Origin of the sequence: Paracoccus sp. (in: a-proteobacteria), from assembly GCF_046289755.1 — a bacterium.
Classification (GTDB): domain Bacteria; phylum Pseudomonadota; class Alphaproteobacteria; order Rhodobacterales; family Rhodobacteraceae; genus Paracoccus.
Window position 1 is genome coordinate 24,256 of the sequence record NZ_JBKBVD010000022.1, and the last position, 12,710, is coordinate 36,965.

Here is a 12,710-nt window from a genome sequence, read left to right on the forward strand (position 1 = left end):
CCGGACCGGGACACCCAAAGCGCCCCGGACCGGAAAGCGCGCCGGACCGGACGGTCCCGCAGCGCCGGAAATCTCGGGCGCCTGAAATCACCGGCAATCTGTCAGTCGTCAGAGGATGACCCGACGGCGGCCCCGCCGCCGCCGCTGATCCCCCGCCGCTGATCCCCCACCGATGAACCTGGTCATCAGCTCCGTGGGACGGCCCGCGCCTGCGCGGCCAGTTCGCCCTCGGCGGCGCCATGGATGCCTGCCGCATTGGCCTCATCGGTGTCGATATGCATCTCGGTCACCACATCGGGCGACACACGGACCAGCGTGCCGGAAAAGACCAGCCCGCGCGCGCCCTCGCCCTGAACCTCGACATCGACCACATCGCCATCGGCCAGACCCATTGCCGCCGCATCCGTGGGGTTGGTGTGGATATGGCGCGCCGCCACGATCAGCCCGTCGCTTTCGATTGACCCATGCGGACCCGTCAGCCGCACTTTCGGCGTCCCGTCCAGCTGGCCGCTGTGGCGCAACGGCGCATCGAGGCCAAGCGCGAAACTGTCGGTGCGCGACACCTCGATCTGCACGCGCGCCCGCAGCGGCCCCAGAATCGCCACCCGCTCCAGCCGCCCCTTCGGCCCCTCCAGCGTGATGCGCTGGGTCGCGACCCAGTTGCCGGGCTGGCGCAGGGCCGCGCCCTCGGTCAGCCGGTCACCGGGGCCGAACAGCGCCGCGACCGCATCCGCCGTCAGATGCACATGCCGCCCCGACACGGCGACCGGGATCGGGCGCGCCACCACGGCGGGCGCCACGCGCCTGCGCTCCAGCAGCACGGCCACCTCGCGCGCGATCATCAGCTGTTCGGCGGTCTCCGTGACGATCACCGCCACGCGGCTGCCCTGCGCGTGGATCTGCGGCGCGGCCCGGTCCGACAGGTCGGGCGCGCGGTTCAGGTCGTCGTCCAGCATCAGCCCCATGAACTGCAGCCCGTCACAGATCCGCCGCCGCATCGAGGCCGAATTCTCGCCCACCCCGCCGGTGAACACCACCGCATCCAGCCCCGCCATCGCCGCCGCATAGGCGCCGATATATTTGCGCGCGCGATAGGCATAGAGGTTGATCGCCAGCTGCGCCTCGGCATCGCCCGCCGCCGCCCGGTCCTCGACATCGCGCATGTCGGAACTGCCGGTCAGCGCGCGCAGCCCGCTGTCGGCATACAGCGCGGCCTCGATGGCGGGAATCTCCAGCCCCAGCCGCCGCTGCAGAAAGCCAAAGGCGCCGGGGTCGATGTCGCCCGAGCGTGTGCCCATCACCAGCCCCTCCAGCGGCGTCATGCCCATGGAACTGTCCATGCTGGCGCCGAACTGCACCGCGCAGGCACTGGCGCCATTGCCCAGATGCACGCTGATGATGCGCAGATCGGTGACGGGCCGCCCCAGCGCCTCGGCCGCGCGATGCGCCACGTATTTATGCGAGGTGCCGTGAAACCCATAGCGCCGCAGCCCCGCCTGCCGCCATGCGGCGGGCACGGCATAGGTGGTGGCGCGGGCCGGGTTGGTCAGGTGAAAGCTGGTGTCGAACACGGCCACCTGCGGCAGATCCGGCCACAATTCGCGCGCCAGATGCATGGCCTGCAGCATCGCCGGATTGTGCAGCGGCGCCAGCGGCGTCTGCGCCTCGATGGCCGCGATCACGGCCGCGTCGATCAGCGCCGGGCCGGTGAATTCCGGGCCGCCATGGGCAAAGCGGTGGCCCACCGCCTCGATCCCGCCCAGCCCGGCATCCGCCAGCACCTGCGGCACGGCGGCGATCGCCGCGCCCAGATCCGTATGGGGCGCACGGCCCCGCACCCCGCCAAAGGCATAGTCGCAACCGCCCTCGCGGAAGCGGTCGAAACTGCCCTTGAAGATCTGGCGATCCCCGTCGAACAGCCCGAATTTCAGGCTGGAACTGCCCGCGTTGAAGACCAGAACCCTCATGCACCTACCTCATCCGGTTTGCGTTGACCCATGGCCGCGCCTCAGGGCGCGGTATAGCCGCCATCCACCAGATGATAGCTGCCGGTGATGAAGCTTGCGCGATCCGACAGCAGAAACAGCGTCAGCGCCGAGACCTCTTCGGGCGTGCCGATCCGCCCCATCGGGTGCAGCCCCGCCAGCCCGGCCAGAACCTCGTCCGACAGGTTCGCCGTCAGCAGCGGCGTGCTGATAAAGGCAGGCCCGACCGCATTCACCCGCACCCCTTGCGGTGCATATTCCATCGCTGCCGTTTTCGTCAGCCCCAGCAGCGCGTGCTTGGCGGCGACATAGGGCGCGGCATTCGCGAACCCGACCGAGCCCAGGATCGACGACATATTGACGATCGCGCCGCCGCCCGCGCGCAGCATCGCCGGGATCTGCCAGCGCATGCCGTAAAAGACACCGTTCAGATTGATGTCGATGACGCGGCGCCAGTCCTCGGGCGGATAGTCCCCGGTGGGCAGGCTGGGCCCGCCGATGCCCGCATTGTTGACCGCCAGATGCAGCCCGCCGCAATCGCGTTCCGCGAATTCCGCCAGCGCGCGCATCGCGCCCTCGTCGCTGACATCGGCGGCAAAGGCATGGGCCGTGCCCCCGGCGCCCGCGATCTCATCCACGACCGCCGCGCAGGCGGCCGCGTCCAGATCGCTGACGATCACGCAGGCGCCCGATGCCGCCAGTTCCAGCGCGATGACGCGCCCGATCCCCGAAGCGGCGCCGGTGACAAGCGCGGTCCTGCCGGAAAAGTCAAAGCGAATATCGGTCATGGTGATTCTCCTGTGATCGCCGGGGCGCAGTGCCCGGCCCTCTTGCAGGCTCTGTCGCATGGCCGCTGCGGGCCATCCTTGATCCACGTCAACGCCATCAGGATCATTGATCCTCAAAGCCTTGCGCGACAGAATGCCAACAGAAACGTGTCAGACAGCAAAGGGGGGCCGTCACTCCCGCGCGATCATGCCAGTCCCCCGGACCGGGCCGCGCCGGGGCGGGGCGTGTTGCGGGCGGGCTGTGGATTAGTTTGACTTCGCCCCCCAAGGCGATCAGTGACATTGATAAAGACAAAAGGGCACAGACCGCCATGAGTGCTGCCGATGCCACCTCCCCGGATCTGTCTGTCACCGTGACCGGCGACCGGCTGATCCTGTCGGGCGATCTGGTGGTCTGGGCGCTTGGCCGCCTGCCGCGCGCCCATGACGCCGCCCGGATCGACCTGTCCGCCGTCACCCGCATGGACACCGCAGGCGCGTGGGAGATGGCGCAGCGCCGCGCGGCGGGCGCCACGCTGACCGGCCTGTCGGACCATCACGACCGCCTCATCGCCACCGTGACCGGGGCGATGCCCAGCCCCGAACCCGCCCCGCAGACACCGCCCCGCTGGCGCCGCTGGCTGGAGGGCACCGGGCAGCAGGTCGCGGGCGTGCTGACCTATCTGGGCGAGCTGGCCGAATATCTGGGCCGCACCCTTGCGGCGCTGCTGCGCGGGCTGCGCCACCCGTCGCAATTCCCCGCCACCTCGCTGGTCCATCACTGTCAGGAAACCGGCCTGCGCGCCGTGCCCATCGTCGCGGTCATGTCCTTTCTGATCGGCGTCGTGCTGGCCTTTCAGGGCTCGGACCAGCTGCGCCAGTTCGGGGCCGAGGTGTTTGTCGTCGACCTCATCGCCATTTCCATCCTGCGCGAGCTGGGCATCCTGCTGACCGCGATCATCGTGGCGGGGCGCACGGCCTCGGCGCTGACGGCCTCGATCGGCTCGATGAAGATGCGGCAAGAGATCGACGCCATGCGCACGCTGGGGATGGACCCCGACATGGTGCTGATCCTGCCCCGCGTGCTGGCGCTGGTGCTGATGCTGCCGATTCTGGGGCTGGTCTCGGCGCTGACCGGGCTGTTTGGCGGCGCGGTCATGTCATGGGTCGAGCTGGGCATCTCGCCCGCCGTCTTCCTCGCGCGCCTGTCCGAGATCAGCGTCACCCACACCATCGTCGGCCTCAGCAAGGCGCCGGTCTTTGCGCTGATCATCGGCGTGATCGGCTGCCATGCCGGGATGCGCGTGGGCAATGACGCCGAATCCCTTGGCCGGATGACCTCATCCGCCGTGGTCAGCGCCATCTTCGCCGTCATCATCGCCGATGCGGCCTTTTCCATCTTCTTCGCGCAGGTGGGGCTATGAGCGGCGATCCCGTCATCCGCGTGCGCGGGTTGCGCACCCAGTTCGGCACCCATGTCGTGCATGACGACCTCGATCTGGACCTGCGGCGGGGCGAGATTCTGGGCGTCGTCGGCGGCTCGGGCACCGGCAAATCGGTGCTGTTGCGCGCCATTGTCGGGCTGGAGGCCGCGCAGGCGGGCACGATCGAGGTGCTGGGCCGCCAGATCGGCACCCTGTCGGGGGCTGAGCGCCGCGCGCTGGAACAGCGCTGGGGCGTGATGTTTCAGGACGGCGCGCTGTTTTCCTCCCTGACCGTGCGCGAGAATGTCGAGGTGCCGCTGAAGGCCGTGCCGGGTCTCAGCGACGATCAGCGGCGCGGTCTGGCCGAACTCAAGGTCTCGATGGCGGGGCTGCCGTGGAAGGCCAATGACAATTACCCCTCGGATCTGTCGGGGGGGATGCGCAAGCGCGCCGGTCTGGCCCGCGCTCTGGCGCTGGACCCGGAAATCGTGTTTCTGGACGAGCCCACCGCCGGGCTGGACCCGATCGGCGCCGCCGCCTTTGACGAGCTGATCGTGACGTTGCGCGATGCGCTGAACCTTTCGGTCTTTCTGGTCACCCATGATCTGGATACGCTGCACGCCTGCTGCGACCGGATCGCGGTGCTGGCCGAACAGCGCGTGCTGACCACCGGCACCATGGCCGACATGCTCGATGTCGATCACCCATGGGTGCACGAATATTTCCACGGCCCACGGGCGCGCGCTGCGACCGCTGGCATCACGACCACCCGCAACACGACCACCCGCACCACGGCCCCCGATACGATTGGCAAGGACTGACCGCATGGAAACCAAAGCCAATTACACGCTGATCGGCGCCTTCACCCTGGCCGGGTTTCTGGGCATTCTGGGTTTCGTGCTGTGGTTTGCGAAACTGGAACTGGACCGCCAGTTTGCCTATTACGACGTGTATTTCCCCGAAGTCTCGGGCCTCGGGCCCTCGTCCGAGGTGCGCTTTGCCGGTCTGCCGGTGGGCCGCGTCGTGACCATGCAGCTGGCACCCGGCAACCCGCTGCCCGTCCGCGTCCGGCTGGAAGTGACCGAGGATACGCCCGTGCGCAGCGACAGCACCGCCGCGCTGGAGATTCAGGGCGTGACCGGCGTGGCGCTGGTGGCGATCAGCGCCGGGACCGCGCGCGCGCCGCTGCTGCGCGATGCCGACAGCGCCGTGGTGCCGGTCATCCCCTCCAGCCGTTCCGCGCTCCAGACCCTCAGCGATGAGGGGCCGCAGATCATCAACCGCCTCAGTCTGGTGGCCGAACAACTGTCCGAAATCCTCGGGCCGGAAAACCAGTCCCGCGTGACCACGATTCTGGACAATGTCGAACGCTCCAGCGGCAATCTGGATCAGGCGCTGGACGATGTCGCCACCGCCACCGCCGCCGTGGCCGAGGCCGCGACCGGCATCGCCGCCTTCGGTGCGCAGATGGAGGGTCTCAGCCGCAGCGCGGGCGTGACGCTGGACCGTTTCGCCGATGCCGCCACGCAGGCCGAGGCGACGCTGGCCGCCGCCACCGCCACGCTGGACGGCGTCGACAGCTATGTCGCGGGCGATCTGACCACGCTGACACAACAGCTGGAACGCAGCGCCGCCGGGCTGACCACCCTGACCGAACGGGGCGAGGCCAGCCTCGACAATCTCGACACCGCCCTGTCCTCGGGCACCCGCGCCTTTGACGCCGCCGAAGGGGTGATCAGCCGCGATCTGGCCCCGGTCGCGGGCGATCTGCGCACCACGCTGGCCGCGGTCAACGAGGCGCTGTCCAGCCTGCCCGACGATCTGCCCCAGATCAGCGCCAGCCTGCGCGAGGCCGCTGATTCCGCCGCCGCCGCCTTCCGCTCGTTGCAGGTGGTGATGGACGATGCGCGCAGCCCCGTCGGCGCCTTCACGCGCGAGACGCTGCCGCAGGTCGCGCGCCTGTCACAGGACATGCGCGGGCTGGTCGAGAACATGAACCAGCTTGTCTCGACCCTGCGCCGCAACCCGGCGCAGCTTCTGTCCGGTCCCCGCAGCCCCGAATTCCGCCGATAATGAGGTTCCCCATGCGCCTGCACACCGCCCTCCTGATCCTCGGACTTGGCACCCTGCCGGGATGCGCCGCCCTGTCGGCCCTGCAAGGCGAGCCCGACCGCGACCTTTACGAGCTGCGCACCCCCCCGCAGGCCCCCACCGGCTGCGGCCGCGCCCGCATCGACCAGCTGGTCGTCGAACTGCCCAAGACGCGCGGCACGCTGGACCGCGACCGCATCATGATCCGCCCCTCGGTGCTGCAGACGCAATACCTGCCGGATGCGCAATGGGGCGACACCGTGCCCGCCATGCTGCAACGCCTGCTGGTGCAGAGTTTCGGCGCCACCGACAGCTTCGATCATGTCGGGCGCGCGCCTCTGGGCGTCTCGGGCGATTACGCCCTCATCAGCGAGATCGAGGATTTCAACGCCGAACTGACCCCCGAAACCCCGGACAGCCCCGGCGGCGTTCTGGTCCGCCTGTCGGTCGAGGCGCAGATGGTGCGCGAGATGGATGCCAGCGTCGTGTCGCGCGGGCGCTTTGCCGCCACCGTTCCGGCGGCCAGCACCCGCACTGCCGACCTGATCCCGGCCTTCGACGCCGCCACCCGCCAACTGGTCACGCAGATGACCAGCTGGGGCTTGCAGGCGTCAGGCGTCAACCCGGCGCAATGTCGCTAGGGTCGTGTCGCTGACGTAGGGCCGCCAAGGGCAGGGCAGGCCGGTCTCAGACCAGCCGCCCCTCGTCCATGGCCGCGCGGACAAAGCCCGCAAACAGCGGCGCCGGCGCAAAGGGCTTGGATTTCAGCTCGGGATGCGCCTGCACGCCGATGAACCACGGGTGGTCGGCATATTCCACCACCTCGGGCAGCTTGCCATCGGGCGACATGCCCGAAAAGTTCAGCCCCGCCGCCTCCAGCTTGTCGCGATAGGCGCCGTCGACCTCATAGCGGTGGCGGTGCCGGTCCTCGATCTCGGTGGCGCCGTCATAGACCTGCGAAATGCGCGAGCCCTCGGACAGCACCGCCGTATAGGCGCCCAGCCGCATCGTGCCGCCCTTGTCGTCACCGACCTTGCGCCGCACCATGTAATTGCCCTGCACCCATTCCTTGAGGTGATAGACGACCGGCGTGAACCGGCTTTCCCCGGCCTCGTGGTCGAACTCCTCGGACCCGGCATCGGGCATGCCCGCCAGATTGCGCGCCGCCTCGATCACCGCCATCTGCATGCCCAGACAGATCCCCAGATAGGGCACCTTCTTTTCACGGGCATAGCGCGCGGCGGTCACCATCCCCTCGGTCCCGCGCTCGCCAAAGCCGCCGGGCACGATGATGCCGTGATAGCCGTCCAGCAGATGCGCGCCGTCGCCCTGCAACTGCTCGCTGTCGACCCAGTCGGCCTTGACGCGCACCCGGTTGGCCATGCCGCCATGGGTCAGCGCCTCCGAGATCGACTTATACGCATCCTCAAGCTGGGTGTATTTGCCGACGATGGCGATGTTCACCTGACCCTCGGCATTCTCCAGCCGGTCGATCACATCCTCCCATTTCGACAGGTCGGGCCGGGGCGCGGGGCTGATCGCAAAGGCATCCAGCACAGCGCGGTCCAGACCCGCACGGTGATAGGCCAGGGGCGCCTCATAGATCGACTTCAGGTCATAGGCCGGGATCACCGCATCCGGGCGCACATTGCAGAACAGCGCGATCTTGGCGCGTTCCTTTTCCGGGATCGGATGTTCCGACCGGCAGACCAGCACATCCGGCGCCAGCCCGATCGACTGCAATTCCTTGACGCTGTGCTGCGTCGGCTTGGTCTTCAGCTCGCGCGAGGCGGCCAGATAGGGCAGCAAGGTCAGATGCATCAGAATGCACTCGCCGCGCGGACGCTCGTGGGTGAACTGGCGGATCGCCTCGAAGAAGGGCAGCCCTTCGATGTCGCCCACCGTGCCGCCGATCTCGCACAGCATGAAATCGACCTCATCATCGCCAATCGCAATGAAGTCCTTGATTTCATTGGTCACATGCGGAATGACCTGAATCGTCTTGCCCAGATATTCGCCCCGGCGTTCCTTTTCCAGCACATTGGAATAGATCCGCCCCGAGGACACGCTGTCGGTCCGCCGCGCACTGACGCCGGTGAACCGCTCGTAATGGCCCAGATCCAGATCGGTCTCGGCGCCGTCATCGGTGACGAACACCTCGCCATGCTCGAACGGGCTCATCGTGCCGGGATCGACGTTCAGATAGGGGTCCAGCTTGCGCAGCCGCACGGTGAAACCCCGCGCCTGCAGCAACGCGCCCAACGCCGCCGAGGCCAGCCCCTTGCCAAGGGACGAGACCACGCCGCCGGTGATAAAGATGTAACGCGCCATGAGGCCCCCGTGATCTGCATTTCGGTGTCTTTGCGGGCCCTGAAAACGACCGGCATCACGGGATTTGGACAATAGCCGATTCGCCCCGTGGCCGCAACGGACCCCAAGCTGATGTGGGGCGGATCAGACCCGCCCCAAATGATTGTGTCGTCTTTCAGTTCGCCGGCGGCGGGGCCAGTGCGTCGCCCGTTTCTGCGGGCGCCTCAGCTGCCGGGGCCTCCACTGCGGGCGCCTCCACTGCGGGCGCCACCGCTGCGGGTGCCTCCGCTGCCGGGGCCTCCGCTGCGGGTGCCTCCGCTGCGGGCGGGGTCACCACGGCAGGCGCGGGGGCCGCGGCAGGCGCCTCAGCCGCCGGGGCCTGGACCGCAGGCGGGGTCGCATCCGGCGCGGGCGGCGTCAGCGGATTGCCGCCGGTTGCGGGCGGGGGCGTATACAGCGGGGCTGCGGGCAGGCCCGGCGTCGCGGGCTGGTCGCCCCCGGTCACGCCGATCTGATCCATGATCGAGCCCGTGGTGGCCTGCCGCGCGGCCAGAACCGTCAGCGTCAGCGAGGTGCAGAAGATCGCCACCCCCAGAATCCAGGTCAGCCGGGTCAGCGCGTTCGCGGCCTGACGGCCCGACATCACGCCGCCAGCGCCACCACCACCACCACCACCACCCATGCCCAGACCGCCGCCTTCCGACCGTTGCAGCAGGACAACCCCCGTCAACAGCGCAGCGAGGATCAGATGGACGGTCAGAATGACGTTTTCCACGGCTTTCGGCCTTTCATTTGCGGACGGGCCTATCTAGTCACCCCCGCAGGTGATGGCAAGCAAGAGTGTCCCATGGTTGCGCTGATGATTCAGGGGACCGGCTCGAATGTCGGCAAGTCGCTTCTGGTGGCGGGTCTGTGCCGGGCCGCGCGGCGTCGCGGCCTGTCCGTCGCGCCGTTCAAGCCGCAGAACATGTCCAACAATGCCGCCGTCACCGCCGACGGGTCCGAGATCGGCCGCGCCCAGGCATTGCAGGCCCGCGCCTGCGGTCTGGCGCCGCTGGCCGACATGAACCCGGTGCTGCTGAAACCCGAAACCGACACCGGATCGCAGGTGATCGTGCAGGGCCGCGCGATCGGGCGCGCGCAGGCCCGCGATTATCAGACGCTCAAGCCGCGCCTGCTGGCGGCGGTGCTGGACAGTTTCGCGCGCCTCTCTGCCGCCCATGACCTGATCATCGTCGAAGGCGCGGGCAGCCCCGCCGAGGTCAATCTGCGCCCCCGCGACATCGCCAATATGGGATTCGCGCGGGCGGCGGGCGTGCCGGTGGTGCTGGCGGGCGACATCGACCGGGGCGGCGTGATCGCCCAGATCGTCGGCACGCAGGCGGTGATCGACCCCGAGGATGCCGCCATGATCCGCGGCTTTCTGGTCAACAAGTTCCGCGGCGATCCGCGCCTGTTCGATGACGGCTACCGGATGATCGGGGCGCGCACCGGCTGGCGCGGTTTCGGTGTGGTGCCGTGGTTTGCGGGCGCCCACCGCCTGCCCGCCGAGGATGCCGTCGATCTGCGCCATGGCGCGGGCGCCGCGTCGGACGGGGGGCTGCATGTCGTCTGCCTGACCCTGTCGCGCATCGCCAATTTCGACGATCTGGACCCGCTGGCCGCTGAACCGGGCGTGCGGCTGACCATGCTGGCGCCGGGGCAGGCGATCCCCGGCGATGCCGCGCTGGTGATCGTGCCGGGCACCAAGTCCACGCTTGGCGATCTGGCATTCCTGCGCGCGCAGGGCTGGGACATCGACCTGCTGGCCCATCACCGGCGCGGCGGCCATGTGCTGGGCCTTTGCGGCGGCTATCAGATGCTGGGCCGGGTGATCAGCGATCCCACCGGCGCCGACGGGCAGGCCGGGCAGGTGCCCGGTCTGGGCCTGCTGGATGTCGTGACCGAAATGTCACCGACCAAGCGGCTGGTGCAGGTGCGCGGCCATGCGCTTGGCCAGCCGGTCTCGGGCTACGAGATTCATATGGGCCGCAGCCATGGCCCCGACTGCGCGCGCCCCTTTGCCCATGTGCCCGGCCCTGACGGCGCGGTCAGCCCCGATGGCCGGGTGATGGGCAGCTACCTGCACGGGCTGTTCTCGGATGATGCGTTCCGCGCGGCCTGTCTGGCGCGGCTGGGGGCGGCCTCGCAACCCGGATTCGAGGCCGGGGTCGAGGCCGCGCTGGACGATCTGGCCGATCATCTTGAGACGCATCTGGACGTGGCCGCCCTGCTGGCTGTTGCGCGCTGAGTGGTTAACGATGCGTGCGTTGTCGGTGTACAGCCTGTGCCTGCGCGGTGCACAGGCTGTGCATCGCCGGTGCCGGGCGTTTTGCGGCCCGTCAGTCGAATTCAGTGCGGATCATCGGATAGGCCCAGTCGTCATTTGTCTTGTCGCGCACCCCCTCGACCACGCCGGAAAAGACGACGCCCAGAATCCCGCCATTGGCCTGCGCGGTCTGGCGGTTGTTGCTGGCCGTGCGCGAGAAGGGCTGCACCACAACCGTGCGCACCGCCTCATCCTTGCGGCAGGTCGCGGTGACCGGCTGGCTCTGCGCGCGCTGGTCGGGCAGGTTCACCAGCCCCGGCGTCACGACCTTGGCCGTATAGCCCACGCCCGCAATGTCACAGGCCACGCCCGCCAGTTCGGCCCGGTCCTGATAGGCCCGCACCTCGGTCGGCTCGAACCCGATAACCCCTTGAAGAACAGGGTTTCCTGTGGGCGTGACCGAGACCGGGGCCGAGGTGATGGGCGCCGGTCCATCACAGGCGGCCAGCGCCAGAACAGCGAGGCCCGCGACGGCGGCGGGGCGGATCCTGCCGGTGCCGGCACGGGTGGGGCGAAAAAAAGCCACGGGATTTACACTCCTACATACAATAACTTACGGGGTTTTCGCCCGCGCGCCCCATCTGACCCGGTGATGCCCTCCGGACCAGTCCCGACATCGCGCGCGTGGCCCATTCCAGCCTGACCTGTGATGCCCAGGGCACAGTCACGGTCCGCGCGGCCGCGCCATATCAGCGCCTGGTGCGGCGCTTTTCTGCGCGGTGATATGGACGAGACGGGCATTGCGCGCTACCTCAGGGCTATGGAACACGCAAAGCCGCCCCTGACCCTGTATCTCGCCGCGCCGCGCGGTTTCTGCGCGGGCGTGGACCGCGCCATCAAGATCGTCGAGATGGCGCTGAGCAAATGGGGCGCGCCGGTCTATGTCCGCCACGAGATCGTCCACAATAAATATGTCGTTGATTCACTTCGGGAAAAAGGCGCGGTCTTTGTCGAGGAACTGGAGGATTGCCCGGCTGACCGGCCGGTGATCTTCTCGGCCCATGGCGTGCCGAAATCGGTTCCCGCCGAGGCGCAGCGCCGCCAGATGGTCTATGTCGACGCGACCTGCCCGCTGGTCAGCAAGGTCCATATCGAGGCCGAACGCCACCATGCCGCCGGTTTGCAGATGGTGATGATCGGCCATGCCGGGCACCCCGAAGTCATTGGGACAATGGGGCAATTGCCGCCGGGTGAGGTGCTGCTGGTCGAGACGGTCGCCGATGTGGTGCATGTCGCGCCCCGCGATCCCGCGGCGCTGGCCTTCATCACCCAGACCACCCTGTCGGTGGATGACACCGCCGCCATCGTCGCAGCCCTTCAGGCCCGATTTCCCACCATCATCGGCCCGGCGAAAGAGGACATCTGCTATGCCACCACCAACCGTCAGGCGGCGGTCAAGGAGGTGGCACCCAAGGTCGATGCGCTGCTGGTGATCGGGGCCGAGAATTCCAGCAACTCCAAGCGCTTGGTCGAGGTGGCCCGGACGGCAGGCTGCGGCTATTCGCAGCTGGTGATGCGGGCCGGGGACATTGACTGGCGGGCGCTGGAGGGCATCCGCAGCGTCGGTGTGACCGCCGGTGCCAGCGCGCCCGAGGTGCTGGTCAACGAGGTGGTGGATGCGTTCCGCGACCGCTATGCCGTCGAGGTCGAGATGGTCGAGACGGCGATCGAGCGGGTCGAGTTCAAGGTGCCGCGCGTGCTGCGCGAGCCTGCGGGCTGAGGCGGCGGGCTGAGGGCGCCGGGGCTCTGCCCCGGACCCCGGGAT

11 protein-coding genes are annotated in these 12,710 nt (G+C 68.5%); 6 read left to right on the forward strand and 5 right to left on the reverse strand.

Annotated elements, in window-relative coordinates; translation table 11 throughout:
* Positions 1-185: 185 nt before the first annotated feature.
* The gene (locus tag ACK41U_RS10070) at positions 186-1,967 is read right to left on the reverse strand and encodes an acetate/propionate family kinase (RefSeq protein WP_409679228.1); all 1,782 of its coding nucleotides are present in this window, start codon (positions 1,965-1,967) and stop codon (positions 186-188) included.
* 41 nt (positions 1,968-2,008) lie between these two features.
* The gene (locus ACK41U_RS10075) at positions 2,009-2,764 is read right to left on the reverse strand and encodes an SDR family NAD(P)-dependent oxidoreductase (protein ID WP_409679330.1); all 756 of its coding nucleotides are present in this window, start codon (positions 2,762-2,764) and stop codon (positions 2,009-2,011) included.
* Positions 2,765-3,084: 320 nt separating this feature from the next.
* On the opposite strand from ACK41U_RS10075, the gene ACK41U_RS10080 reads away from it, so the two are divergent.
* The 4 genes from ACK41U_RS10080 to ACK41U_RS10095 are packed head-to-tail and all read left to right on the forward strand — an operon-like array spanning position 3,085 to position 6,908.
* Positions 3,085-4,176, forward strand: coding sequence for an MlaE family lipid ABC transporter permease subunit (locus tag ACK41U_RS10080; RefSeq protein ID WP_409679231.1), 1,092 nt, complete (start codon positions 3,085-3,087; stop codon positions 4,174-4,176).
* Complete coding sequence (locus ACK41U_RS10085; protein ID WP_409679234.1) at positions 4,173-4,997, forward strand: ABC transporter ATP-binding protein; 825 nt, start codon at positions 4,173-4,175, stop codon at positions 4,995-4,997. Before ACK41U_RS10080 ends, ACK41U_RS10085 begins: the two co-directional genes overlap by 4 nt.
* A gap of 4 nt (positions 4,998-5,001) precedes the next feature.
* Complete coding sequence (locus tag ACK41U_RS10090; protein ID WP_409679237.1) at positions 5,002-6,249, forward strand: MlaD family protein; 1,248 nt, start codon at positions 5,002-5,004, stop codon at positions 6,247-6,249.
* An 11-nt stretch (positions 6,250-6,260) separates the two neighbouring features.
* Entirely contained in the window at positions 6,261-6,908 is a 648-nt protein-coding gene (locus tag ACK41U_RS10095; RefSeq protein ID WP_409679240.1) for an ABC-type transport auxiliary lipoprotein family protein, read from the forward strand.
* A 46-nt stretch (positions 6,909-6,954) separates the two neighbouring features.
* Here the strand turns inward: ACK41U_RS10095 and ACK41U_RS10100 are convergent, their stop codons facing one another.
* Positions 6,955-8,598 (reverse strand): CTP synthase, encoded by a 1,644-nt coding sequence (locus ACK41U_RS10100; RefSeq protein ID WP_409679243.1) that lies wholly within the window; start codon positions 8,596-8,598, stop codon positions 6,955-6,957.
* A 154-nt stretch (positions 8,599-8,752) separates the two neighbouring features.
* Positions 8,753-9,352 carry a preprotein translocase subunit SecG gene (gene secG, locus ACK41U_RS10105; RefSeq protein WP_409679246.1) on the reverse strand — a complete coding sequence of 200 codons (600 nt, stop codon included), beginning with the start codon at positions 9,350-9,352 and terminating at the stop codon, positions 8,753-8,755.
* A gap of 72 nt (positions 9,353-9,424) precedes the next feature.
* On the opposite strand from secG, the gene ACK41U_RS10110 reads away from it, so the two are divergent.
* Positions 9,425-10,867 carry a cobyric acid synthase gene (locus ACK41U_RS10110; RefSeq protein ID WP_409679249.1) on the forward strand — a complete coding sequence of 481 codons (1,443 nt, stop codon included), beginning with the start codon at positions 9,425-9,427 and terminating at the stop codon, positions 10,865-10,867.
* 91 nt (positions 10,868-10,958) lie between these two features.
* Here the strand turns inward: ACK41U_RS10110 and ACK41U_RS10115 are convergent, their stop codons facing one another.
* Positions 10,959-11,471, reverse strand: coding sequence for a hypothetical protein (locus ACK41U_RS10115; RefSeq protein ID WP_409679252.1), 513 nt, complete (start codon positions 11,469-11,471; stop codon positions 10,959-10,961).
* A 234-nt stretch (positions 11,472-11,705) separates the two neighbouring features.
* On the opposite strand from ACK41U_RS10115, the gene ispH reads away from it, so the two are divergent.
* On the forward strand, positions 11,706-12,665 hold the full coding sequence (gene ispH / locus ACK41U_RS10120; protein ID WP_409679255.1) for a 4-hydroxy-3-methylbut-2-enyl diphosphate reductase: 960 nt from the start codon (positions 11,706-11,708) through the stop codon (positions 12,663-12,665).
* Positions 12,666-12,710: the final 45 nt, after the last annotated feature.

Bases quoted from the DNA above. Each gene is read 5' to 3' on its own strand.
- ACK41U_RS10070 (WP_409679228.1), bottom strand. From the start codon at position 1,967: ATGAGGGTTCTGGTCTTCAACGCGGGCAGTTCCAGCCTGAAATTCGGG.
- ACK41U_RS10080 (WP_409679231.1), top strand. From the start codon at position 3,085: ATGAGTGCTGCCGATGCCACCTCCCCGGATCTGTCTGTCACCGTGACC.
- ACK41U_RS10085 (WP_409679234.1), top strand. From the start codon at position 4,173: ATGAGCGGCGATCCCGTCATCCGCGTGCGCGGGTTGCGCACCCAGTTC.
- ACK41U_RS10090 (WP_409679237.1), top strand. From the start codon at position 5,002: ATGGAAACCAAAGCCAATTACACGCTGATCGGCGCCTTCACCCTGGCC.
- ACK41U_RS10095 (WP_409679240.1), top strand. From the start codon at position 6,261: ATGCGCCTGCACACCGCCCTCCTGATCCTCGGACTTGGCACCCTGCCG.
- ACK41U_RS10100 (WP_409679243.1), bottom strand. From the start codon at position 8,598: ATGGCGCGTTACATCTTTATCACCGGCGGCGTGGTCTCGTCCCTTGGC.
- ACK41U_RS10110 (WP_409679249.1), top strand. From the start codon at position 9,425: ATGGTTGCGCTGATGATTCAGGGGACCGGCTCGAATGTCGGCAAGTCG.
- ispH (WP_409679255.1), top strand. From the start codon at position 11,706: ATGGAACACGCAAAGCCGCCCCTGACCCTGTATCTCGCCGCGCCGCGC.